The 21,410-nt window shown below is 65.1% G+C and carries 24 protein-coding genes and 1 tRNA gene; 15 read left to right on the plus strand and 10 right to left on the minus strand.

Annotated features, from left to right (window positions below; translation table 11 throughout):
- The first annotated feature begins 4 nt into the window (after positions 1–4).
- A tRNA-Gln gene (locus ACOQPI_RS08100) sits at positions 5–76 on the plus strand.
- Positions 77–165: 89 nt separating this feature from the next.
- Entirely contained in the window at positions 166–459 is a 294-nt protein-coding gene (locus tag ACOQPI_RS08105) for a DUF7124 domain-containing protein (RefSeq protein ID WP_420619163.1), read from the plus strand.
- Here the strand turns inward: ACOQPI_RS08105 and ACOQPI_RS08110 are convergent.
- The gene (locus tag ACOQPI_RS08110) at positions 456–1,592 is read right to left on the minus strand and encodes a cysteine desulfurase family protein (protein WP_420619164.1); all 1,137 of its coding nucleotides are present in this window, start codon (positions 1,590–1,592) and stop codon (positions 456–458) included. The genes ACOQPI_RS08105 and ACOQPI_RS08110 overlap by 4 nt on opposite strands.
- 74 nt (positions 1,593–1,666) lie before the next feature.
- Between ACOQPI_RS08110 and ACOQPI_RS08115 the strand changes: the two genes are divergently transcribed.
- The 3 genes from ACOQPI_RS08115 to ACOQPI_RS08125 are packed head-to-tail and all read left to right on the plus strand — an operon-like array spanning position 1,667 to position 4,315.
- Complete coding sequence (locus ACOQPI_RS08115) at positions 1,667–2,509, plus strand: Mrp/NBP35 family ATP-binding protein (RefSeq protein ID WP_420619165.1); 843 nt, start codon at positions 1,667–1,669, stop codon at positions 2,507–2,509.
- 22 nt (positions 2,510–2,531) lie between these two features.
- Positions 2,532–2,762 (plus strand): DUF3107 domain-containing protein, encoded by a 231-nt coding sequence (locus ACOQPI_RS08120; RefSeq protein WP_419850686.1) that lies wholly within the window; start codon positions 2,532–2,534, stop codon positions 2,760–2,762.
- A 26-nt stretch (positions 2,763–2,788) separates the two neighbouring features.
- Positions 2,789–4,315, plus strand: coding sequence for a sensor histidine kinase (locus ACOQPI_RS08125; protein ID WP_420619166.1), 1,527 nt, complete (start codon positions 2,789–2,791; stop codon positions 4,313–4,315).
- Here ACOQPI_RS08125 and ACOQPI_RS08130 read toward each other — a convergent pair.
- On the minus strand, positions 4,302–4,589 hold the full coding sequence (locus ACOQPI_RS08130; protein WP_420619167.1) for a WhiB family transcriptional regulator: 288 nt from the start codon (positions 4,587–4,589) through the stop codon (positions 4,302–4,304). The genes ACOQPI_RS08125 and ACOQPI_RS08130 overlap by 14 nt on opposite strands.
- Before the next feature lie 118 nt (positions 4,590–4,707).
- On the opposite strand from ACOQPI_RS08130, the gene ACOQPI_RS08135 reads away from it, so the two are divergent.
- Positions 4,708–5,418 (plus strand): glycerophosphodiester phosphodiesterase, encoded by a 711-nt coding sequence (locus ACOQPI_RS08135; RefSeq protein WP_420619168.1) that lies wholly within the window; start codon positions 4,708–4,710, stop codon positions 5,416–5,418.
- A gap of 11 nt (positions 5,419–5,429) precedes the next feature.
- Here ACOQPI_RS08135 and ACOQPI_RS08140 read toward each other — a convergent pair whose 3' ends face one another.
- Together ACOQPI_RS08140 and ACOQPI_RS08145 are read right to left on the minus strand one after the other, a co-directional pair.
- Positions 5,430–6,938 carry a CopD family protein gene (locus ACOQPI_RS08140; protein ID WP_420619169.1) on the minus strand — a complete coding sequence of 503 codons (1,509 nt, stop codon included), beginning with the start codon at positions 6,936–6,938 and terminating at the stop codon, positions 5,430–5,432.
- 83 nt (positions 6,939–7,021) lie between these two features.
- Positions 7,022–7,990, minus strand: coding sequence for a diacylglycerol/lipid kinase family protein (locus ACOQPI_RS08145; RefSeq protein WP_420619170.1), 969 nt, complete (start codon positions 7,988–7,990; stop codon positions 7,022–7,024).
- A gap of 92 nt (positions 7,991–8,082) precedes the next feature.
- Here ACOQPI_RS08145 and ACOQPI_RS08150 point away from each other — a divergent pair, with 92 nt between their 5' ends.
- Positions 8,083–8,862, plus strand: coding sequence for an electron transfer flavoprotein subunit beta/FixA family protein (locus ACOQPI_RS08150; protein ID WP_420619171.1), 780 nt, complete (start codon positions 8,083–8,085; stop codon positions 8,860–8,862).
- A gap of 24 nt (positions 8,863–8,886) precedes the next feature.
- A complete protein-coding gene (locus tag ACOQPI_RS08155) occupies positions 8,887–9,849 on the plus strand; it encodes an electron transfer flavoprotein subunit alpha/FixB family protein (RefSeq protein WP_420619172.1) in 963 nt (320 codons plus the stop codon).
- A 36-nt stretch (positions 9,850–9,885) separates the two neighbouring features.
- Here ACOQPI_RS08155 and ACOQPI_RS08160 read toward each other — a convergent pair whose 3' ends face one another.
- From ACOQPI_RS08160 to ACOQPI_RS08170, 3 genes are read right to left on the minus strand one after another with little or no spacing between them, the layout of a single operon-like run.
- Positions 9,886–10,641: an SCO1664 family protein gene (locus tag ACOQPI_RS08160; RefSeq protein WP_420619173.1), complete on the minus strand. Its 756-nt coding sequence runs from the start codon at positions 10,639–10,641 to the stop codon at positions 9,886–9,888.
- A complete protein-coding gene (locus tag ACOQPI_RS08165; RefSeq protein WP_420619174.1) occupies positions 10,641–11,132 on the minus strand; it encodes a DUF3090 family protein in 492 nt (163 codons plus the stop codon). Before ACOQPI_RS08165 ends, ACOQPI_RS08160 begins: the two co-directional genes overlap by 1 nt.
- Positions 11,129–11,773 carry an MSMEG_4193 family putative phosphomutase gene (locus ACOQPI_RS08170; protein ID WP_420619175.1) on the minus strand — a complete coding sequence of 215 codons (645 nt, stop codon included), beginning with the start codon at positions 11,771–11,773 and terminating at the stop codon, positions 11,129–11,131. The genes ACOQPI_RS08165 and ACOQPI_RS08170 overlap by 4 nt, the downstream gene beginning before the upstream one ends.
- Positions 11,774–11,793: 20 nt before the next feature.
- Here ACOQPI_RS08170 and ACOQPI_RS08175 point away from each other — a divergent pair, with 20 nt between their 5' ends.
- Together ACOQPI_RS08175 and ACOQPI_RS08180 are read left to right on the plus strand one after the other, a co-directional pair.
- A complete protein-coding gene (locus ACOQPI_RS08175) occupies positions 11,794–12,471 on the plus strand; it encodes a uracil-DNA glycosylase (RefSeq protein ID WP_420619176.1) in 678 nt (225 codons plus the stop codon).
- A 50-nt stretch (positions 12,472–12,521) separates the two neighbouring features.
- The gene (locus ACOQPI_RS08180) at positions 12,522–12,893 is read left to right on the plus strand and encodes a hypothetical protein (RefSeq protein ID WP_420619177.1); all 372 of its coding nucleotides are present in this window, start codon (positions 12,522–12,524) and stop codon (positions 12,891–12,893) included.
- Between the two features lie 41 nt (positions 12,894–12,934).
- Here ACOQPI_RS08180 and ACOQPI_RS08185 read toward each other — a convergent pair whose 3' ends face one another.
- Positions 12,935–14,065: a Coenzyme F420 hydrogenase/dehydrogenase, beta subunit C-terminal domain gene (locus ACOQPI_RS08185; protein WP_420619178.1), complete on the minus strand. Its 1,131-nt coding sequence runs from the start codon at positions 14,063–14,065 to the stop codon at positions 12,935–12,937.
- A gap of 209 nt (positions 14,066–14,274) precedes the next feature.
- On the opposite strand from ACOQPI_RS08185, the gene ACOQPI_RS08190 reads away from it, so the two are divergent.
- From ACOQPI_RS08190 to ACOQPI_RS08200, 3 genes are all read left to right on the plus strand, one after another.
- Positions 14,275–14,829, plus strand: coding sequence for a hypothetical protein (locus ACOQPI_RS08190; protein ID WP_420619179.1), 555 nt, complete (start codon positions 14,275–14,277; stop codon positions 14,827–14,829).
- Between the two features lie 32 nt (positions 14,830–14,861).
- Positions 14,862–16,274 carry a flotillin family protein gene (locus tag ACOQPI_RS08195; protein ID WP_420619180.1) on the plus strand — a complete coding sequence of 471 codons (1,413 nt, stop codon included), beginning with the start codon at positions 14,862–14,864 and terminating at the stop codon, positions 16,272–16,274.
- Between the two features lie 75 nt (positions 16,275–16,349).
- The gene (locus tag ACOQPI_RS08200) at positions 16,350–16,823 is read left to right on the plus strand and encodes a hypothetical protein (RefSeq protein WP_420619181.1); all 474 of its coding nucleotides are present in this window, start codon (positions 16,350–16,352) and stop codon (positions 16,821–16,823) included.
- Between the two features lie 57 nt (positions 16,824–16,880).
- On the opposite strand, the gene ACOQPI_RS08205 is transcribed toward ACOQPI_RS08200, so the two are convergent.
- Together ACOQPI_RS08205 and ACOQPI_RS08210 are read right to left on the minus strand one after the other, a co-directional pair.
- Positions 16,881–17,792, minus strand: coding sequence for a hypothetical protein (locus tag ACOQPI_RS08205; RefSeq protein WP_420619182.1), 912 nt, complete (start codon positions 17,790–17,792; stop codon positions 16,881–16,883).
- A 274-nt stretch (positions 17,793–18,066) separates the two neighbouring features.
- Positions 18,067–19,197 carry a serine hydrolase domain-containing protein gene (locus tag ACOQPI_RS08210; RefSeq protein WP_420619183.1) on the minus strand — a complete coding sequence of 377 codons (1,131 nt, stop codon included), beginning with the start codon at positions 19,195–19,197 and terminating at the stop codon, positions 18,067–18,069.
- A 305-nt stretch (positions 19,198–19,502) separates the two neighbouring features.
- On the opposite strand from ACOQPI_RS08210, the gene ACOQPI_RS08215 reads away from it, so the two are divergent.
- Complete coding sequence (locus ACOQPI_RS08215; RefSeq protein ID WP_420619184.1) at positions 19,503–20,105, plus strand: metallophosphoesterase; 603 nt, start codon at positions 19,503–19,505, stop codon at positions 20,103–20,105.
- 222 nt (positions 20,106–20,327) lie between these two features.
- A complete protein-coding gene (locus tag ACOQPI_RS08220; RefSeq protein ID WP_420619185.1) occupies positions 20,328–21,410 on the plus strand; it encodes an RCC1 domain-containing protein in 1,083 nt (360 codons plus the stop codon).

A 21,410-nucleotide genomic window follows, 5' to 3' on the forward strand; every position in this document is an offset into this window, starting at 1 on the left:
GCTTTCGGGAGTGGTGTAATTGGCAACACACCGGGTTCTGGTCCCGATATTGGGGGTTCGAGTCCTCCCTCCCGAGCAAAGTAACCTGCCCGCATCCTGATTTCGTTTGATATTGACGGCACGCTGGAGTGCGGCGATCCGCCGGGGCCGATTTTGCTGGAGGCTATGCGGCAGGCCAAGGCCAGGGGTTATGTGATCGGCAGCGGGTCTGACCGGGTGCGGTCCGACCAGCAGCGGCTGTGGGATATCCATGGGATCGACGTGGATTTTGTGGGGGGCAAGCACCATTTGGACGAGGTGCGGAACCAGTTTGAGGCCAGCCGCTACATTCACATTGGCGACACCGACGTCGATCGGTACTACGCCGAGGCGGCCGGGTTTGAGTTCCTGCACGTGGAGGATCTCAACGGCGTCTCCAGCGCGCTGGCCGGCGCGGACTTCTTCGACTGGCTGGGCTAGGCCCGCAGTTTGCGTAGTTCTTCTAGAGACTCTTGTAGCGCCTGAGCCGCTGCTTCCACATCTTCGTCGGTTGTCGGCCAACCCACGGACAGGCGCAGCGAGTGGTGGGCGTCTACGCCCATGGCTTCAAGCACGGGGGAAGGCTCCAGCGACTCGGAGGCACACGAGCTGCCAGAGTGGGCAGCTACCCCGACCCGGTCCAGGGCAATCAGCACGGCTTGAGGTTCCACGTCGCTGATTCCCAGGCACACCAGGTGGGGCAGGCGCTGGGTGGGGTGGCCGTACTCCACGACGCCCTCGATACTCTGAGCCAGGTTGCGCAGCTTGTCGCATTGGGTTTGGGCCCGGCTGGCCTCCTGCTCCACGCCGCCGTCCTCCAGCGCCGCGCACGCCGCTCCAAATCCGGCTATAGCCGCGCCGTTTTCCAGCCCGGCCCGTCGAGCCCGCTCCTGGTCGCCCCCCTCCAATAGCGGCACCAGGCGCAGGCCGCGGCGCACCAACAGGGCACCAATGCCCGGCGGCCCGCCGAACTTGTGGGCGCTGATCGACATCAAGTCGGCGCCGATCTCGGCAAAGTCGATGTGGACCCGCCCTGCGGCGGCGGCGGCGTCGATGTGGATCAGCACATCGGGGAATCGCTCACGGCAGGCGGCCACCACCTCGGCCACCGGCTGCACCGTGCCCACTTCGTGGTTGGCCCACTGGCAGTGGACCGCGGAAGTGTCGGGCCCGATAGCCGCGGCCATCTCATCGGGGTTCACCCGACCGGTGCTGTCCACGCCGACCACGGTGACCTGGTGACCCTGGGCTTCGAGCCGCTGGGCCGACAGCCGCACAGCGGAGTGCTCCACTGCACTCAGCACTTGGTGGGCGCCCCGGTGCGCCGCCCCCCGCACCGCGGCGGCGATCGACTCGGTGGCTCCGCTGGTGAAGACCACCTCCCGAGAGCGGGCACCGAAGCAGTCGGCCACCTGCTGGCGGGCCTGCTCGATCTCGTAACGGGCCGCGAGCGCCTCGGCATGCATCCGGGAGGGGTCTCCATGACCAGCCGCCCACCACTGATTCATGGCCGCCAGCGCCTCGGGCCGGATGGGCGAGGTGGAGGCATGGTCGAGATAGTGGCGACCGGTCACGGCACTGGAATTGGGTATCGCACCGGGATGGTCACGGCACAGGTATTTCTGAGTCGATGCCGTAATCTACCGGCATGGCTGCCGCAGGCGACACCCCCGAACCGCCGCGCCGAACCATCCCATTCGCCGATCCGGAGTCCACCACCCGGGTGATGCTGATCGCATCGGGCAAGGGCGGCGTGGGCAAGTCGTCGGTCACAGTGAATCTGGGGGTGGCCCTGGCCGCCGCTGGGCATCGCACCGCGGTGGTGGATGCCGACGTGTGGGGCTTCTCTGTGCCCCGAATGCTGGGCATCGGCCAAGAGCCGCAAATGGTCGGCGATATGATCGCGCCTCCTGAGGCACATGGCGTGCGATGCATCTCTATGGGGTTTTTTGCCGAAGAAAACCAAGCGGTGATTTGGCGGGGCCCCATGCTCCACAAAGCGCTGGAGCAGTTTCTCACCGATGTGGCCTGGGATAACCCCGATTTCCTGCTAGTGGACCTGCCGCCGGGCACGGGGGACATATCCATCTCATTGGCCCAATTCCTGCCCCGCTCTGAGGTCTACGTGGTGACCACCCCCCAACCAGCCGCTCAGCGGGTGGCTCAGCGGGCTGCGTATATGGCCGAGAAGGTCAATCTCACCGTGCGCGGGGTTATCGAGAACATGAGCTGGTTCACTGGCGACGACGGCAAGCGGTATGAGTTGTTCGGCGCGGGGGGAGGCCAAGAACTGGCCGACCAACTTGAAGTGCCCTTGATCGGGCAGGTGCCGCTGATTCCTGCCCTGCGGGAGGGGGCTGACGAAGGCCGGCCAATAGCGGCAGAGGCTCCAGATTCCGAAGCCGGCCGGGCTTTTTCGGCCATGGCCGCTCATTTGGTGGACAATCCCCCGCCCCGGCGCATCTACCGCCCGGAGCTGAAGATCAACTAGTTCGAGTGCAAGGAGTGGATCAATGAACGTCCGAATCGGAGTGATCCGGAGCCAGAAGGAGATAGAAGTGGAGATGGACCCCGACTCAGATTTGGAGTCGGTGAAGAAGGCCATCACCACGGGTCTGGCATCGGGCGAGATGTTGTGGCTCACCGACAGTCGGGGCCGCGAGGTGGGGGTGCCGGCCGCCAGCGTGGCGTACGTGGAACTCGATCCCTCATCGGCCAGTCGGTCCATCGGCTTCGGGGGCTGATTCGCCCCGGGCCGTAGACTCGGGAAATGGCGAGCCTGGAGGAATTGACCCCCGGTCTGGCCAAGTCGCGCCTGAACCATCTCCAGCGGCTCATGCGCACCTGGGCGCCGCTGGCTGACATCTCCTTCGCCGATCTGCTGCTGTACGTGCCCGCCGGGCCAACCGACAGCCCGACCGGCCACGCCATCGCCGGGCCAACCGACAGCAGCCCGGCGGGCTATGCCATCGCGGGGCAGATCCGGCCTACCACGGCCCGGTCGATCCATCGCAACAATCTGGTGGGGGCGGAATTCACCCCCGAGCAGCGTCCGCTGGTGGATGTGGCCTATCGGGAGGGGCGGATCACCGACGGGGGGCGCATCGGCCACGCCGACCAGCCCCGCGTCCGCACGCTGACCGTGCCGGTGAACTGCCACGGCGAGGTGGTGGCGGTGATGGCCCGGGAGTTCGATCCCGACACCCAGCGCGATCCCGGCGAGCTGGAGATGAGCTACTTCAAAGTGTTCCGGCGGCTGGCGGCCATGATCGCCGAAGGGGAGTACCCGTTCCCGGTGGACGACATCGAGACCGAGGAATCACCCCGGGTGGGCGACGGGCTGATGCTGCTCGACGCCTCGGGCCGGGTTCAGCTCATCTCGCCCAACGCGGCCTCGGCGCTGCACCGCATCGGCCTCCACAGCGACGTGGAAGGCCGCCGGCTGGTGGAGATCGGCCTGGAGCAGCGGGCCATCCGGGCCGCGTTCGCCTCCCGCCTGCCTCAGACGGAGGAGATCCAGCACGGAGATCGGGGCACAGTAGTGCTGCGCTGCCTGCCGCTCATCGGCAGCGGAGAGCTAACCGGTGCGCTGGTGCTGATGCGGGATATCTCCGAGTTGCGCCGCCGAGACCGCCTGCTGATGTCCAAAGACGCCACCATTGCCGAGATCCACCACCGGGTGAAGAACAACCTGCAAACGGTGTCCTCGCTACTGCGCCTCCAAGGGCGCCGAGCCATTGCCACCGAAGCTCGGGACGCCATCGAGGAGTCGGTGAGGCGCATCCGGGCCATCGCCATCGTCCACGAGATCTTGTCGCGCGACGCCAGCGGCGACGTGCCGTTCGTGGAGATCGTGCGGTCGCTGGTGCGGATGGTTGAAGAGGGCCTGACCGGTCCCGACCGCCCGGTGGAGTTCAAGGTGACCGGCGACGCCGGAGAGCTGGCTGCCGACGTGGCCACTCCGCTCGCCGTGGTGCTCAACGAGTGCCTGCAAAACGTGATGGACCACGCCTACCCCGAGCCGCCCGGTGGACAGGTTCGGATCGAGCTGGACAACGACGGCGATCGGGTGCAGGTGCGGGTGACCGACGACGGGGTTGGACTGCCCCCGGGTTTCGATGTGGACAGCGCTGATGGTCTGGGAATCGCCATCGTCAGGAATCTGGTGAGCGCCGATCTGCGGGGCAGCATCACCATGAGCAAAGGCGAAGGGAACCCATCCCGCCCGGGGACGGTGGTGGAGGTGGCGATACCCCTGCTGGGATCGGCACCTTTACCGACTGCTAGGCCAAGATGATGGACCTCTCGCGCTGTTCGGCCACCCAGCGGCGGCGCAGGTGGCGGCGCTCCTCTTCAGAGGTGCCGCCCCAGACACCGGAGTCCTGGTTGGTGGCCAGGGCGAACTCCAAGCAGTCGGCCTGTGAGGTGCATGCTTGGCACACAACCTTGGCTGACTCGATCTGCTCAAGGGCCAATCCCGTGCTCCCCACTGGGAAGAACAGGTCGGGATCTGTGTCGCGGCATGCCGCTTGGCAGCGCCAGTCATCGGCAACGTTTTCTAGGTTTTCCATCAAGCTTTTGGTAATCACGCAGGGACAAGGATAGGGGTGGTCTACTGGTGTGGCAAGAGGGGCTGATGGTGAAAGTGTTGATTGCTGATAATCGTGTTGCCCTTGTGAGGATGGTGCTATGAGGGTGATTGCCCATCGCGGGGCGTCGGTTGTGGAGCGCGAGAACACCCTGGAGGCGTTTCGCGAGGCGGTGCGGCAGCATGCCGACGGAATCGAACTCGACGTGAGGCGGACGGCCAACGACGTGCTGGTTGTGCATCACGATGCCCACCTGCCTGACGGCCGGGCCATCATCGAACTCCATGACGATGAACTGCCCGACTGGGTGCCGACGCTGGCCGAGGTCATGGACGTGTGCCGGGCCCCGGCCTCCGAGCGGGAGTTTGTGATCAACATCGAGATCAAGAGCGCGCCCAACGATCCCGACTACGACGCCGAGCACCAAGTGTCGGCCGCGGTGGCCGGGCTGGTGCTCGGGTGGGGGATCGGAGAGCACCGTGGCGAGGTGATCGTCTCTTCGTTCGACATGGAGGCCCTCGACCGCATCAGGGCCATTGATCCCGCCATCCCCACGGCCTATCTGACCTTTGAGGTGCTAGCCCCCGAGCTGCTGGTGGGCCGAGTAGTGGCCGCCGGTCACACCGCTATCCACCCCTACTTCGCCTCAACCAGCCAGGCTCTAGTAGACACCGCCCACGCCGCCGGCATCGAAGTCAACGTGTGGACCGTCAACGACCCCGACCAAATCGCCCAACTCGCCGCCATCGGCGCCGACGCCGTAATCACCGACGTCCCCGACGTGGCCCGGGAGGTGCTGGGTTCGGTCTAGCCAATCCATCGCTAGACCGCCGATGCTGCCACCAAGAATGCGGTAATGACGGCGACGCACAACAGGGCGATCGCCTCGATCACCGCCGCTCGCCTCAGGCGTCGGTGGACAGCAGGTTCTCCTTGCCGCTCGACTGCGGGGATGAGCACCCAGCGGTTGTGTCCTCCAATGGCCGCGGCCACGGCGACGAGGGCAATCTTGGCCAGCAGCAAACGGCCCCATGGCGTTGACCACAGGTCGGCGAAGCGGTTGAGCACGAGAATCGCCATGACCGTGCCGGCCGCGCCGGCAAGCACAAGCGCGGTAGCCGCCATTCGGGAGAATCGCATCAGCGGCCGGAATACGTCTGCGCCGCGGCGGTGTCGACGCCACAGGAGGTCGGCCAGCAACACGACGCCGCCGCTCCAAACCGCTGCGGCGCTCACATGGCTCACGCTGGCGATGGAATGCAACCACCTCGGTCCTTCGGTAACCGTGTGGCCGTCGAAGGCAAACGAGGCAATAACGAGCGCCCCGCCCAGCAGCGCGGTCACAACAGTCGGCATCCTCGATAGGTTCGCCACGGCGCGATACAGGGCTACTGCTAGGACGAGCCCGCCGAGCAGGCGAAGCCCTGCTGCCACACCGAAGTGAGTCGACACGGCATCGGCTATCGCGTCTGGTGACCAGAACGCCGACCATTCCCGTTCGATGACCACCGCTCGGTTCAGCGCTGCTACTGCCGCGCTGGCGGCAAGCACGATGCCGTTCCCGCTCACCCATCTACACACCCGTTCTGAGTCCAACGGCTCGCCACGAACGATGAAGGCCAAGAACGCGAGCCCGCCTACGACGCCCATTGTGGCCAGGAAGATCAGGATTCGAGTGGCTTCGGCGATGCGCTGGGATCCTGTGGCTGCCGTGTTGCCTCGCCTCGCGAAGGAAGAAGTACTGGGTACTTCGGCGGTGAATTCTTCGGGGGCCGCGGTTGGAGATGATGGTGAACTCTCCAGGGGAGTCGAGTTGACCTTCGGTGATGGAGTGGCGTGCGAAATTGAAGGAGCTTGGGTGTCGCTGGGCCCCTCTGGAGTCCCAGTCGTGCTCGAGGGGGGATCGTCTTGTGCAACCGTCCCGGATTCGGTGGGTTCAACTGGAGATTCCGTGCTCTGCACATCTTGCGAACCCGAAGATGGTGCGAGTGCGGGTTCGCTCTCGACAACAAGGACGGTGAACGAGAACGACCCCTCAATGATGTGGGCGTCGGCTGCCGCCACCCGCCAGTAGACCTCGTAGTGCCCGCTGCCCAGTGGCGTCTCGTAGTACATGTGCCAGATCTGCCCATCAGCAGAGTCGGTTGCGTCGGGTCTGTATTCGAGGCCGTTCTCGTCGAAGGCCGTCAGCCCGTCCGAGACCGGCTCAACAGGACGAGTGAACGTGAGTGAGATTTGCGAGACCGGTTCGCCGACGATCTCGCCATCTGATGGTTGCGACGACTGCAACTCTGTGTGAGCTGCGGCAGTAGCGGGCCAGACCGTCGTCAAAACAAGGCTGCCCAGCAACACCAACCACAGTGTGACTACTGCCCGCCGAGCCAGTTGACGCTCTTGTCTGATGAGTGGCGATGCTAGTAGTCCAGGGGCAGGGCTAGGGCTAGGGCGTTGGGGGCGTGGTGGAACTCTAGGCGGGTGGTTTCGCCGAGGTAGTCGCCGTCGAGCTGATAGGGGAAGGGGGTGTCGCTGGCAACGACGGCATTGGTCACGTCGGTGCGGGAGTGGACGTGGCGGTGGGCGGTCACGGGGGGGCCATAGCCCAGGGCGCTGGCCGCGGTCCGAAGGAGGCGGGTGGCTCGCAGCGATCGCAGGGTCACCATCGACAGGGGCGCATCCAAGGTGGCGTCGGGCATCACGTTGAAGGGGCGCGACCCCAGATAGGTGTAGGGATTGGTATTGAGGCAGATGGCGAACTGGCCGGTCACCGCCTCACCGTCAGCGTGGTAAATGGTAAATCGGGGGCGCGACCGGTCGTAGTGGCGCATCCAGGTGTCCACCGCCGCGTAGGCGAACAGAGCATGGTTGGCATACCGCTTCAGCCCGGCCCGGCGCTCCACTTGCTGCACCACGGCAGCGTCGTACCCCACCCCGGTGTGGAACAGGAAATACCTCCCGTTCACCTGGCCGAGGCCCACCCGCTTGATATGGCCCGCGCCCAGCGTCTCCAGCAGCATGGCGGCTGCTTCCACCGGATCGTCGGGCAGCCCGATGGTGCGGGCGAAGACATTGGTCGATCCTCCGGGCAGGGGGGCCAGGGCCACATCGGACCCGGCAACCCCGTTCACCGCCTCGTTGAGAGTGCCGTCGCCGCCCAACACCGCCACAGCGTCGTAGCCATCGGCCACGGCGTCGTGGGCCAGGCGCGAAGCGTGACCCCGCCGGCGGGTGGCGGCGAGGGTGACGTCGTGGTCGGCAGACAGCGCCTTTTGGATGACGACTTGGGTCCGGGCGGTGACCGACGAGGCGTGGGGGTTGACAAGCAATAGGACTTTCAGACCCACCACAGTACCGCCTATATCCCGAAATTGAACTCGCGTGGGCATGTTCGCAGGGTGTGAAACTTTCTGGTCTCACGGCCATTTGTTCCTGCGTTTGGTTTTTCCGCATCTGGAGCGCGGTGGGAGACTTGCGCGCTATGGACATTGTCGTCTGCGTGAAACAAATCCCCGATCCTGCTGATCCCGGGGAGCTCGATCCGGACACCAAGACCCTCAAGCGGGACATGAAGCTCATCATGGACGAGTCGGACTCCTACGGCGTGGAGATGGCCCTCCAGCTTCGTGATGCCGCTGGCGAGGGCGAGGTAACCCTGGTGTCGATGGCTCCTAATGAGGAGGTCAATGGCCTGAGATCGGCACTGGCTATGGGGGCCGACAAGGCCATCCTGGTCAGCGACGAGGCATTGGCCGGAACCGACGCTTTGGGCACCGCCCGAGTGTTGGCCGCCGCCATCGGCCGGGCTCAGGCCGATCTGATTCTGGCCGCCACTGAGTCGTCCGACGGCTACACCGGCACGGTTCCCGAACAGGTGGCCGAGCTGCTGGGCCTGCCTTCGGTGACCTTCGCCAAAGAAATCCAGGCCGATGGGGGAGAAGTACTGGTTAAGCGCCAGACCGAGGCTGGCTACGACGAGGTGCGGTGCCCGCTGCCTGCGGTGGTTTCGGTGACCGCGGGCGTGGTCGAGCCCCGCTACCCGTCGTTCAAGGGCATCATGGCCGCCAAGTCCAAGCCAATGGACCAGGTGGGCATCGCCGACCTGGGCGTCAGCCCCGACCAGGTGGGCTGGGCCGGCGGCGGCCAGGAGATCACCGATGTCAGCCCGGCCCCCGAGCGGGAGGCGGGCGAGATCATCACCGACGAGGGCGACGCCCATGAGCGCATCGTCGCCCTGCTCGAAGAGCTCAGGATCGTTTAGGAGCCAGGAAGTAAGGAGATCAGCATGGGAACCATTTGGGTATACGCGGAGGCATCGGGCGGCCAGGTTGCCTCGATCAGCCTCGAGCTCCTCGCCAGGGCCCGCGAGCTGGCCGACACCGTGGAAGCGGTGGTGGGAGGCGAAGGCGAGCCGGTGGCCGCCGAGCTCGGCGCCCACGGGGCGAGCACCGTCCACGCCACCGGCGATTTAGGCGACGGTCTGGCCGGGCCAGCAGTGGCGTCGGCCATCGCCGCGGCCATCGAGGGCGGGACCGCTCCCGACGCGGTGCTGTTCGGCACCACCTACGACGGCCGTGACGTGGCTGGCCGACTTTCGGTGAAGCTGGGTGTCCCGGTCATCACCAACATTGTCGAGCTCGACCAGGCCGACGGTTCTCTTGTGGGCACCGAGCCGGTGTTCGGCGGCACGGTCAACGTCAGCACTCGGTTCAACGGGACCGGCGTCGGCCTGTTCTTGGTTCGCCCCAAGTCGTTTGCCGCCGAGGAGTCCGGCGGTGGACCGGCCGCGGTGTCAGCGCTGCCGGTGCCCGACCTAGGGGCAACCGGTGCAGCTCGGGTGGTGGACCGGTTTGCCGAAGAGTCCACCGGCCCCAAGCTGGACGAAGCCGGTGTGGTGGTCTCAGGCGGGCGAGGTCTGGGCGAAGCCGAGAAGTACTCCATGATCGAGGACTTGGCCAAGCTGCTCGGCGGTGCCGCGGGAGCATCGCGAGCCATCGTGGACGCCGGTTGGGTGCCCTACTCCCACCAAGTGGGCCAGACCGGCAAGGTGGTCAAGCCTGATGTCTACGTGGCCTGCGGAATCTCCGGGGCCACCCAGCACATGGTGGGCATGAAGGGCTCCAAGAACATCATCGCCATCAACAAAGACGCCGAGGCGCCCATATTCGGCATCGCCGACCTCGGTGTGGTGGGCGACGTCCACAAGGTGCTGCCCAAGCTGATCGAAACTCTGCAAGCTCGAAGTTAGACAGAGAGCTGCCGTGCAGGCAGATCTCTCAAGCCTTCAGACCAGCGGCCAGGGGTGACGGCGGCCGCTGGGATCGATGGGAAAGCGGCCCTCGCCCACCAGGGCATTCGCCCGCGTCAACAGGGCATCGCGCTCCAACAGGGTGAGCAAGCTGGCCACATTTTCGGGCAGGCCCTCATCCAGCAGGCCGGTCACGTCTTCGGCCAACTCGTCCGGCAGGGGTTCTCCGGCCCATTCCCAGATCACCGTGCGCAATTTGAACTCGCAATGGAATGACAGGCCGTTGTCGATGGCGTAGAGCCGACTGTCGTGGCCCAACAGAATGTGGCCCCCCTTGCGGTCGGTGCTGTTGATGATGAAGTCGAATGCGCATAGCCGCTGAAACCACCGGTGGTGGGCCGGCTCCTCCCGCAACGTGAAGTAGTGCTCGTCGTAGTCGGTGGGCACGTAGAGCTGCACAGACCCATCGCCCAGCGGCCCGTCTCTCAGCACCGTGGGGGGCACTAGATCCCAACCCAGAGTGCGGGCCAGCTCGAAGGCGGCTATCTCCCGCTTGTGCAGTCCGGCGGGGAAGTCCCACAGGGGCCGCTCACCCTTCACCGGCTTGTACACCCCCTGGACGATGGGGGAATCGGGGGAGTGAACGTCAACCAGAAACGTCATGTTGGAGCTCCACGGCATGCGGCCCAGCACGTCCAACTCCCCGGTGGTCAGGATCTCAACGGCGGCCTCGTCATCGAGCGCGGGGCGGTCGCGAAACGGCGATTCGGTGTTCGAGGGGTCGGGATCCATCAGTTGGAACAGGGACACCAAGTGCCGTCGTCATTGAGGGGTGCGCCGCAGAAGCGGCACGGTGGCCGGCCCGCGGCCACTACTTGTCGGGCCCGGTTCACAAACCCGGCCACTTGGCCCTTTGTGATTCGGAATTGGGCGGTGGCCAGGTCGTCGGCCTCTTCTTGAGCGGGCCTTTCGGTGATGATGAGCAGCATCCGATCGGCGTCGGGGTCATAGCCAAACCGGAATTCGCCCGCCGTCCACTCCGCTTCCACCGGGTCGATGAGGCCGATATCGACCTCCGGCTCGATGGCGTCGGGATCGTCGGATATCTCCCGGAGCACCGCGGCGAAGTGATCGGCCAGCGCCGACACCTCCTGCTTTTCCAGCTTGAGCGTGACCAAGGTGCCGGTGACTCCGGCCTGGAGATAAAACACCCGTTGGCCGGGAGGCCCGATGGTGCCCACCGTGAAGTGCTCGAGGTTGCTCAGGTCGAAGGATTCGCTCATGACAGCACAAGGGCTTTCAAGTCGGACGTGCTGTTGACGGCCAGCACCAGCGGGCCGTCGTCGCTGTAGAGGATGGCGGTGATCGAGCAGGGCGACACCACGATCCGCTGGAACATGTCCAGATGGGCGCCTGAGGCGTGCGACACCGCCGCCTTGATGGTGTCGGCGTGCGACACTGCCACCACGGTTGAGCCGGGATGGCGGGCCACCAGCGACTGCACTGCGTCGGTCATCCGAGTCTGCATCTCGGCAAACGACTCTCCTCCGGGAAATCGGAAGCTGCTGGGGGTGCGCTGCACTTGGCGCCAGTCGCGGCGACGGCGCAGGTCGCTGAGGCGGCGCCCGGTCCAGCGGCCGAAATCGCACTCGTTGAGGCTGTCGAGCACTCGCACCCGTCGCCCCACCACTCGGGCGATAGGGGCGGCGGTCTCCCGGGCCCGCTCCATGGGGGAGGCGTAGACCGCTCCGATGCGTTTCGGCCCCAAGGCGGCAATGCGGGCCGCGGCCTGCTCGGCCTGCTCCCGACCCCGGTCGCTGAGGTGCAGCCCCGGTGCCCGGCCGGGCAGCACCGCGCCGGTGGTGGGGGTTTGGCCGTGGCGCACGAACAACACCAGGGTGGGTTTGCGGGATTTGCCAGCCATTGTCTTCTATCTTGCCGGTAGTGGGCTCAGCAGACACATTTGACGAACTGGCCGCCGATGTTATCGCCTGCCGGGCCTGTCCTCGGTTGGTGGCCTGGCGGGAGGAGGTGGCTGCGGTCAAGCGGGCCGCCTATCGGGATTGGACCTACTGGGGCCGACCGGTGCCGGGCTTCGGCGACCCCGAGGCCCGCATCGTGGTTGTGGGCCTGGCCCCGGCGGCCCATGGCGCCAACCGCACCGGTCGAATGTTCACCGGCGACCGGTCGGGCGATTTCCTCTATGCCTCGCTGCACCGGATGGGCTTGGCCAACCAGCCCAACGCCACCGACAGGGACGACGGATTGGTGCTGGACGACGTTTACATCACCGCTCCAGTGCGGTGCGCGCCGCCCCAGAACAAACCCACGCCCGCAGAGCGGGACGCCTGTCGCCCGTTCTTGGACCGGGAACTGGCTCTGCTGAGTCGGGCCCGGGTGTTCGTCGCATTAGGGGCCATCGGCTACGGAGCGGTGGCCTCCGAATTGGGGATTCGGCCCCGGCCCAAGTTCTCTCACGGCTTGGAGGCGCCCACCCCCGGGGGGCAAACCGTGGTGTGCTCCTACCACGTGAGCCAGCAGAACACCTTCACCGGCCGGCTCACCGATGCCATGCTCGACGAGGTGTTCGGCCGGGCCCTGGCATTGGCCGCCACTGCGTAGACCTAGGAATGGTTCGCGAATTCTGGAGATCGGGCGATACCGTTGCACCCGTGACCAAGGCCCGCGTGCTCGCAGTGGTGGCTGCTTTGTTTCTGGTGGCAGCCGCCTGCGGCAACTCCGGCGCGCCCACTTCGTGGGACGACAATCCCGATGACTACAAGGGCGTGGCCAACGTGGGCCAACCCGAGCGGAACTTCCGAGACGGCTGCGAGGAATCGGGCCAAGACGACCTGGACGCGCAAGTGCGGGAGAACCTGGCCGATGTGTGCAAGTGCGGATTCGACGGGATAAGGGAGACGCTGACCTTCGAGGAGTTCAAGGAACTCGACGACGATCTGCGCAGCAACATCAACACCAATCTGACCGAGGAAGTGAATCAGATCATGCGTCAGTGCATTCTGGAGGAATCCGGGCTCGGTTAGCCCTTAAGCGCTGACGCAGGCGCTGCCCCGAGAAGAGTGCCTCAGACTCCTACTCTGACCGCGCTCTCGGCCCAGTCGGGCCAGCGTTGGCGGCTCTTGGCGGCCAGCTTGTGCATGAGGGCCACTGCTCCGGGGTCGTCGTCGCCGGGTCGGGCCTGAATCACGCCGTCTTCCAGCATGGCGTTGATCACGGCTCGGCCCAGCTCGGTGCGGATCACGGTGAGGGTCCAGTCGGAGGTGTCGCCGATGCCCCCGGTGGAGATGTCGGCGTGCTCGGCGGCGAAATCGGGGCACAGGTTGCAGCCCTCTCGGGTCCAGGCGTGGCACTCCTTGAGGTTGATCTCGTGGTAGTCGCCGTTCTTCATCCACACCTGGAACACGCCCTTTATGTTCATCTTGGCGATCTGGTCGGTGGGCAGTCCGTACTTCACCCAGAACAGCTCCTCGAACATGGAGTCGTCAAAGCTCTTAGAGCACAAGAGGCCGATGTTCAATTTGATGGGGCGGCCCACCTTGCCCACCTTGCGGTTCCACATAACCGGGGCGATGGAGGTCTGGCAGCTCATGCCCACCAGGGCCAGGCGGTCCAGGTTTCGTTCCTTGGCCTCCCGGTAAGCCAGCGGGTTGGCCGAGTAGGTGTAGCGGCTGCCTGCCCCCCGTAGAACCTCCTCGCGGTTGACGGCCAAGCCGGGCACTGCCTTCCAGCCGTCGACGTCACCGCCCTCCAAGAATGAGGTGAGGGCGCCGTCGATCACATCGTTCTCCAGGCACCAGATCAAGATGGCCGACACCAGTCCGCCGTCCTGGCCCACCTCGTACACGTAGTCGTCGGAGGCCCGCACCAACAGGATGTCGCTGTAGATGCCGGAGACCTCTTCCTCGGTGCGGATGCGCCCGAACAGGTGCTCATCGGCCTCGGCCTCCCAAGTGCGGAACCGGGGGCAGGCCCGGGTGCAAGAGGTACACCCCTTTTGGCCGTGGATGCAGTCGGACAGGCCCAGCTCTTCCTCGAGGTGGAAGGGCTTGTACTGGCCGGGCTCGTGCTTGTAGCCGATCACGTCGTGGGGACAGGCGATCACGCAGCCGGCGCACCCGGTACACAGCCCCGAGTCGATGACCTCCTCGTAGAGTTCCTTCCACTGGTGCGTCCAGCGAACCTTGGCCTCAGCCATCCTAAGACTTTGCCACGCCCAGCATGTGATTTGGTCATTCAAAGCGCATTTGCCCAGCAAGTGGCAATGGGGGAGGGGCGAAGGAGGAAATGGTCGGAAAAGCCGGTAGGGTGGCTGTAATCGAGGCCCAAGCAGCAGGCCAGCTCCACACTGCGCGCCAGACTGCGCGCTGGACTGTGAGATAACGGGATAGACGGGAGGAAGAACAGATGGGTGACTGGTGGGACGGCCTGACCGGCGACCTCCAGGTCTTCTATCTGATCGGCGCAATCGCCGGCGTCTTCCTCATACTCCAGTTGCTGTTATTGGGCTTCGGCGTCGGTTCCGACCTCGATATCGACCTTGATGACGAGGGCGCGGGAACGGGGTTCCTTTCTCTGCGAAGCCTGACGGCGTTCTTCTTCGCCTTCGGCTGGACCGGCGTGTTGATGAAGGAAGCCGACAGTTCCACCCCGGTCTCGGTGATCGTGGCCATTGCGGTGGGGCTGGCAGTGTTCTTCGCGGTGGCCTACATGTGGCGCAAGTTCTCCCAGATGGAGGAAAGCGGCTCGGTTGACTACCAGAGCGCAGTCGGCACTGTCGGTACCGTTTACCTGCCGATCCCGGCCAATCGATCTATGCCCGGAAAAGTCGAAATCCTCATCCAGGGACGGCTCCGAGTGATCGACGCCTATACCAGCTCGGACAACGACCTTCCGGCTCAGACCCGTGTCACCGTGGTGTCGGTGGTGGATCAGTCCACCGTCCTCGTCAAACCTTTGTAACTCACCTCTCCTAGACCCGAAAGGACTCTTTGATGGCTGCTATAGCCCTTGTTGCCGGCCTAATCGCCATTCTTCTCATTGCCCTGTTGTGGATTTCCTCCCGCTACAAGCGCTGCCCATCAGACCGAGTGCTGGTGATCTACGGGCGAGTAGGCGGCGCTGGTCAGTCGGCCCGATGCCTCCATGGTGGTGGCGCCTTGGTCTGGCCTGTCATCCAGGGCTACGCCTTCTTGGACCTCACCCCGATCCCCATCGAGATCAAGCTCCAGGGCGCTTTGTCTCAGCAGAACATCCGGGTCAACACCCCGGCCACGTTCACGGTGGGGATCTCCACCGAGCCCGGCGTGATGCAGAACGCCGCCGAGCGGCTGCTGGGCCTGAGCCTGGTGGAGATCGAGAACCTGGCCCGGGACATCATCTTCGGCCAGATGCGGGTGGTTATCGCCACCATGCCCATTGAGGAGATCAACGCCGACCGGGAGAAGCTGATCACCAACATCACCGAGTCGTTGGAGATAGAGCTGCGCAAGGTGGGCCTGCGGCTCATCAACGTGAACATCCAGGACATCACCGACGAGTCGGGCTACATCGACGCCCTTGGCCGGGAAGCAGCCGCCCGGGCCATCAACGAGGCCAAGATCAAAGTGGCCGAGCAGGAGCGCGACGGCGACATTGGCGCCGCCGAGGCCCAACGGGAGCGGCGCATCCGGGTGGCACAGGCCAACGCCACCGCCACCGAGGGGGAGAACGAGTCTCAAGTTGTGATCGCTCAGTCCGACGGCCAGCGCCGTCAGCAGGAGGCCGAGGCCGAGCGGGCCGCGGTCACTGCCGAGCGGGTTACCCAGGCTCGAGCCGCCGAAGAGTCGTTCGCCGCCGAAGGCCAGGCCGAGCAGGCCCGGGCCACTAGGGACAAAGCCTCCCAGGAAGCCGACATCGTGGTGCCCGCCGAAGTGGAGCGCGAGCGAGTGCGCACCCTGGCTGAGGCCGAGGCCGACCGGATCAGGCTGGTCAAGGGCGGCGAGGCCGACGGCCAGCGCCTGCTCATGGAAGCCGAGGCGCTGGGTTTGCTGGCCCTGCTCACCCGCCGGGCCGAAGGCCTCGGGGCGCTGGTGACCAACGCCGGGGGCAATCCCCAGCTGGCCGCCCTGTTGCTGATCGCCGAGCAGATGCCCAACCTGGTGGCCGAGCAGGTCAAGGCCATCTCCAATCTCCAGATCGACCAGATCACGGTGTGGGACTCCGGCGGGAGCGACGGCAAATCCGGCAACAGCACCGCCAACTTCCTGTCGGGCCTGGCCAGCTCCCTGCCCCCCATCCACGACCTCGCCGCCCAAGTCGGCATCAAGCTCCCCGCCTACCTCGGCGAGCTTGACGATGAGACCGTCATCGAGCGCCTCCGCGAGATGGCCGAGCAACTGGATTCGGGGGATTCCTCGGAGGGGTAAGTCAAAGCGCCGCTGGCGCCCACGGCGTGGGCAGAGCCCAAAGAGCCTCCACCGGAGCGTGATACCGTCGCCTACATGGAGCGTCCCGCGAACAGCCGCCTAGCCATCGTCATGTGCTGGGCAGCGGGACTGTCCGCTCTGCTTGCTGCCATCGGAGCACTTCTACCCTGGGCGACTGTTGGCGGTCCTTTTGCCGATTTCTTCGTCGAAACTTCCAACGACAGACCAGAGACCACGGTGCTGGTCTCGGCTGCTGTTGGTGCCTTGTCTGCTGCCGGATTCGCGCAGTGGAGACAGAGGAAGATCAGCGCGCTGGGGCTGCTGGCCGGGCTGGTGATCACTTCTGTCGGAGCGATCAATCTTGCCAATGGGGGGATTGACGCCCCAGATTTCATGGACACGTCGCCGGAGCCGGGACTCTACATGGTGTTGATCGGCGGTGCCCTTTTGGCCGTTTCCGCTGGGTATCTCACCTTCAAGAGACGGTCGAGCAAGTCAGTGGCCGAGAGCGACGAACCCTTGATCAGCGGCGACGACATCGACGGTTAGGCCGTCAGCGTCTGTGATCGGGCCTATGGCACGTGTTGATATCGAGGTCGGGCCGTCTCAACCGCATTCGGGAAAGAATTCGCGCCACTCCTCGGTGCGGTCCTCGGCTGTTGGCGGAGGCAGGGGCACTTCAAGGTCGGCATCGGATTCATAGGCAACCCGAGTGGCCACGATGAATTCCGCGGATTCGAATAACTCTATTGCTTCCTGTGCTTCCTGGCGTTCTTGTTCGCTCAACTCGGTGTTCAAGCTCCAATACTCGGCAATGATGCTAAAGAGGCCTGAGAAGTCTTCTTTCGTCCACAGAACGCTCAACAGGCCTCGGTCGTCAAGCTCGACCACCACCTCTGCGGTGTTGGTTTCGTAGAACTGGGCAATGAGTTCGTCCAGCCCATTAAAATTATTACGAGCTAAGATCAAATCTCTGAGCGAGGGCATTCCCAGCGGGGCGACTTCGCAAAGAGCGTCAGCTTCAGCGTCGCCGCCTAGTGCCTCAATGAGCCTTGCCGAGGTGGTTGTGCCGACAAAGGTGGGGGGATCAGTGGAAGTTTGCTCGATCGTGGTCAACGCCGCTGGCAGGCTCTCCGCCATCTCTCTCAAATCGGGAGTCGAAGAGCCCGAGACTGCGTCCATGAACTCAGAACTGCCAGCCCCAAGGGCTGTCAGGTCTATGAAGAACACGCCCGGCGCTAACGGCCCCATGTCTAAATCAGGATCAGCATCGACCAGCGGCTGGGTGGCGCTGGTGTCGACCACAATCCGCTCTTGGTGAAACCACATCTCAATTCCGAGATCGTCCCAGTCATCGGGCCAGAAACTGAACCCGAACAGCGACTCAGTAAGCTTCAACACATCGATCGTGCAGTGCTCCCGCTCGAAGTTCGCTTCGCAGACAAACACGGGACTCTGCTCGTCGATCCCCGTGGTAAACTCCTCCCCCAAGATCTTCCACTGCGTGCCCACTGACACAGAAACCCGATGACTGGGCGCCGCCGCAGTGTCAGCCAGCGCCGCGCTCAGCAACCCGATTGTGGTCACGCTGCTGTCGTCGTCGCCCTCGCCGCATCCCGCGGCGAGCAGCGCAACAGCAACCACCACGGCCAACGTCCGCCGGAACCAATTCATCGCTGGACAGACTAGTGAACCCTATTCAGGCCACACACTGTTTCACTCGGATGTACCGTAAACGATGCCCACACAGGCTTCCGCTCGCCAGCCTGGGCCCTGCCATCTGGCCAGGTGCCTACAGGCTGGCGAGGGCCGCCTGGATGATCCGGGTGCCGCGGGGGTCGCCCAGGGCGTCGGGCGCCATGCGGTTCATCACGTAGGCGACGCTGGCCCGGGTGTCGAGGTCTATCACGGCCACCGAGCCGCCCAGGCCGCCCCAGAACATCTGGCCCGCAGCGAAGGAGAGGTCGCCGATCTGGAGCCCGAAGCCGAGACCGTGGCGCAGCCGCATGCCGAAAACCTGGTCGATGCCGTCGGTCTGCTCTTCCAGGGCGCGTCGGGCGCCGGCCTCAGACAGCAGCCGGACCCCGGATAGGGCGCCCCCGCAAGCCAGCGCGGCGTGGATGCGGGCCACCGAGCGGGCGTTGCCGAACCCGCCGGAGGCGGGAAGCTCCGCGGCCCGCCACTCGCGGGTGGCGGGCTCGTCGCCGGTGCTGTGAACGCTGAGAAAGGCGCGCACCGCCAACTCGTCGACGTCGACCTCCTTGCCGCCGACGGTGAGCGTCTGCGGGGTCGCCGGGCTCACCAGGTCCGACACCCGGTGGTCCTCTGACGCGGGCAGGCTCATCCAGAAGTCGGCCCCGAGCGGCTGGGCCACCTCGGTGCGGAACCACTCGGCCATGCGCCGGCCGGTGGCCCGATAGAGGATCTCGCCCAACAGGGTGCCCTGGGTCACGGGGTGATACCCCGACGCGGTGCCCGGTGCCCACCACGGTGCCTGGGCCGCGAGGTTGGCGGCCGCAGCCTCGAGGTCATAGAGCTGTTCGACGGTGATGGGGGGATCAAAGCCCGGCAGCCCCGCGGTGTGGGACATCACATGGCTCACCAGCACGTCCTCTTTGCCGTTGGCGGCGAACTCGGGCCAGTACCGCGCCACCGGGGCGTCGAACTCCAACTCGTCCCGGTCCGCCAGCATCAACATGCATATCGCTGCCATCGTCTTGGTCGTCGAGTAGACATTGACGATCGTGTCGCGCTGCCACGGGGCGCCGCCGGTGTCGGCATCGCCAGCCCAAATGTCCACCACGAACTCGCCGTCCACGGTCACCGCTGCGGACGCGCCCAACTCCAAACCCTCAGCGAAGTTCGCCTCGAACGCGTCGCGCACCGGCGCGAACTCAGGCTCACAGACGCCGTTGATCTCCATGGCAGAGAGTATGACGTGGTGGCTCAGGACATGCGCAACGCCCGGGTCCGCTGATGTGGGCGCATGAGCTTTGCGCCCACGGCAGGATTCGAAGAGTTGCCGTTCGCCCTGGTCAACGACTTAACGAGGTCGAGTTTTCTGTTCTGTCCCACAATTCGTCCCACAGGAGCATCGGGGTGCTGTCACGATCTGCTCGCTGGTCGCAACTATGGGGTCATCCCCGCACTCCCGGCACGGCTGCGGAGGCCGCTGACACTGGGGATATTCGCTGGCGCGCTGGTTGTCGGGGATGCGACGGTGGTCCGATGGGCAGGTGGTACACCTCCGACCACCACTTTGGGCATACCAACATCATCGGGTACTGCGGGCGACCGTTTTCAGATGCCGACGCAATGGACAAAGAGATGGTCGCCCGCTGGAACGACGTGGTGGCCGACACCGACGAGGTGTGGATCCTCGGGGACCTGGTGATGGGCGGGAAGGTCCAGGGCCTCGCCTGCTGGGTCGCCCGCCTCAGGGGGCGCAAAGTCCTGGTGCCCGGGAATCATGACCGGTGCTGGCAGGGCAACAGAGACCACCGCTGGGAGCGGGCCGACTACTACCGCATCGGCGGCATAGACAAGATCATCGACAATCCCGACCCCCACACCATCGCCGGGCAGACCGCCCACCTCAGCCACTTCCCCTACATGCTCGACGCCCGACACGACACGAAATTCGCCCAATGGCGTCCCCAAGACGACGGAGACTGGCTGCTACACGGCCACGTCCACGAGAAATGGCGCCAACAGCACCGCCAGATCAACGTCGGCGTAGACGCGTGGTGCTTCGCCCCCGTACCAGAGCAAACCATCGCCGACCTCATCACAAGAGGCCCGTCGAACACCCCCATCCCCGACCACACTTGAGCCGACCGCCGACCTCAAACGACCCCGCGAAGAAACGGCATGGGAGCCCCCTGTCTGGCAGGTCACCGTGGACAAGGTCCCGCAGCGGAATTGTTCCGCCGAGTACAGAAAAAGCCGAAGCGGCCGACACCTGAATTGGGATCGCCGACGGGGTCTCGGGCCTGTCGCGTCGCCAAGGACCGTGATGGCCGCTGGGCCGGTGGTGTTGCTAGCCTCCGGGCCGTGAAATTGCGTGTGGTCTGTGTTCTGGCGGTGCTGTTTGCTGGGCTGGCCATGGCGGGGGGCGCAACGGCGGCTCAGGAGGCGGTGTCGTCTGAGGAGATCGCGGTTCGCGATCAGCTGATAGCCGACCAGGAGAACCTGCTGAACGCCTACCGGTGCCGGTTCGGCGCCGACACCCACATCGTTCCCGGCGGCTGCGGCGATCCCGATACCGTGTCGCCCGGCGCCGCGCCCGAGAATCCCTCCCAGCAGGACATCGACGCCAGAGACCGGCTGATCCAAAACCAAGAGGCCCTGTTGAACACCTACCGATGCCGGTTCGACATCGACACCCACATCGTTCCCGGTGGCTGCGGAGACAACGACACCACCCCAGAGCCGGAACCGAATACTCAAACCGAGCCCGCCTCGACACCGGAACCGACCACCCCCACCACATTCACAGCGATAGCCACAGGCCACAGCCATTCGTGTGGAATCAGGGCAGACCAGACCGTCGCCTGCTGGGGAGCTAACCGTTGGGGCGAAGCCAACGCTCCCGCAGGCCGGTTCACCGCCATATCAGCCGGCTATTACCATTCGTGTGGGATCAGGGCAGACCAGAGCGTCGCCTGCTGGGGCGACAACAGCGCAGGCCAAGCGGATGCTCCGGGCAGGGCGTTCACCGCGATAGCAGCTGGCTGGGAGCATTCGTGTGGGATCAGGGCAGACCAAACCGTCGCCTGCTGGGGATCGAACGCCTTTGGCGAAGCCAACGCTCCCGCAGGCCGTTTTACCGCGATAACCGCAGACCGATCCTGGACAGGCGGAGGCCATTCGTGTGGGATCAGGGCAGACCAAACCGTCGCCTGCTGGGGCGACAACAAGCACGGCCAGCTCAACGCTCCCGCGGGCCGATTCACTGCGATAACTGCCGGCGATGGTCTGTCGTGTGGGATCAGGGCCGACCAGACCGTTGCCTGCTGGGGAGTCACCACTATCGCTCAAGCGGACCGGTTCACCGCGATAGCTGCCGGCATCGGTTCTTCGTGTGGAATCAGAACCGACAACACCATCACCTGCTGGGGCGGCATAACGGTGTAG

It is taken from the genome of Candidatus Poriferisocius sp. (assembly GCF_965219815.1).
Lineage (GTDB): Bacteria > Actinomycetota > Acidimicrobiia > Acidimicrobiales > Bin134 > Poriferisocius.

What these genes read in the sequence shown, in the direction of transcription:
- ACOQPI_RS08105 (WP_420619163.1), top strand. Translation starts at nt 166, where the DNA reads ATGCGGCAGGCCAAGGCCAGGGGTTATGTGATCGGCAGCGGGTCTGAC.
- ACOQPI_RS08115 (WP_420619165.1), top strand. Translation starts at nt 1,667, where the DNA reads ATGGCTGCCGCAGGCGACACCCCCGAACCGCCGCGCCGAACCATCCCA.
- ACOQPI_RS08120 (WP_419850686.1), top strand. Translation starts at nt 2,532, where the DNA reads ATGAACGTCCGAATCGGAGTGATCCGGAGCCAGAAGGAGATAGAAGTG.
- ACOQPI_RS08125 (WP_420619166.1), top strand. Translation starts at nt 2,789, where the DNA reads ATGGCGAGCCTGGAGGAATTGACCCCCGGTCTGGCCAAGTCGCGCCTG.
- ACOQPI_RS08130 (WP_420619167.1), bottom strand. Translation starts at nt 4,589, where the DNA reads ATGGAAAACCTAGAAAACGTTGCCGATGACTGGCGCTGCCAAGCGGCA.
- ACOQPI_RS08135 (WP_420619168.1), top strand. Translation starts at nt 4,708, where the DNA reads ATGAGGGTGATTGCCCATCGCGGGGCGTCGGTTGTGGAGCGCGAGAAC.
- ACOQPI_RS08145 (WP_420619170.1), bottom strand. Translation starts at nt 7,990, where the DNA reads ATGCCCACGCGAGTTCAATTTCGGGATATAGGCGGTACTGTGGTGGGT.
- ACOQPI_RS08150 (WP_420619171.1), top strand. Translation starts at nt 8,083, where the DNA reads ATGGACATTGTCGTCTGCGTGAAACAAATCCCCGATCCTGCTGATCCC.
- ACOQPI_RS08155 (WP_420619172.1), top strand. Translation starts at nt 8,887, where the DNA reads ATGGGAACCATTTGGGTATACGCGGAGGCATCGGGCGGCCAGGTTGCC.
- ACOQPI_RS08160 (WP_420619173.1), bottom strand. Translation starts at nt 10,641, where the DNA reads ATGGATCCCGACCCCTCGAACACCGAATCGCCGTTTCGCGACCGCCCC.
- ACOQPI_RS08165 (WP_420619174.1), bottom strand. Translation starts at nt 11,132, where the DNA reads ATGAGCGAATCCTTCGACCTGAGCAACCTCGAGCACTTCACGGTGGGC.
- ACOQPI_RS08170 (WP_420619175.1), bottom strand. Translation starts at nt 11,773, where the DNA reads ATGGCTGGCAAATCCCGCAAACCCACCCTGGTGTTGTTCGTGCGCCAC.
- ACOQPI_RS08185 (WP_420619178.1), bottom strand. Translation starts at nt 14,065, where the DNA reads ATGGCTGAGGCCAAGGTTCGCTGGACGCACCAGTGGAAGGAACTCTAC.
- ACOQPI_RS08190 (WP_420619179.1), top strand. Translation starts at nt 14,275, where the DNA reads ATGGGTGACTGGTGGGACGGCCTGACCGGCGACCTCCAGGTCTTCTAT.
- ACOQPI_RS08195 (WP_420619180.1), top strand. Translation starts at nt 14,862, where the DNA reads ATGGCTGCTATAGCCCTTGTTGCCGGCCTAATCGCCATTCTTCTCATT.
- ACOQPI_RS08200 (WP_420619181.1), top strand. Translation starts at nt 16,350, where the DNA reads ATGGAGCGTCCCGCGAACAGCCGCCTAGCCATCGTCATGTGCTGGGCA.
- ACOQPI_RS08210 (WP_420619183.1), bottom strand. Translation starts at nt 19,197, where the DNA reads ATGGAGATCAACGGCGTCTGTGAGCCTGAGTTCGCGCCGGTGCGCGAC.
- ACOQPI_RS08215 (WP_420619184.1), top strand. Translation starts at nt 19,503, where the DNA reads ATGGGCAGGTGGTACACCTCCGACCACCACTTTGGGCATACCAACATC.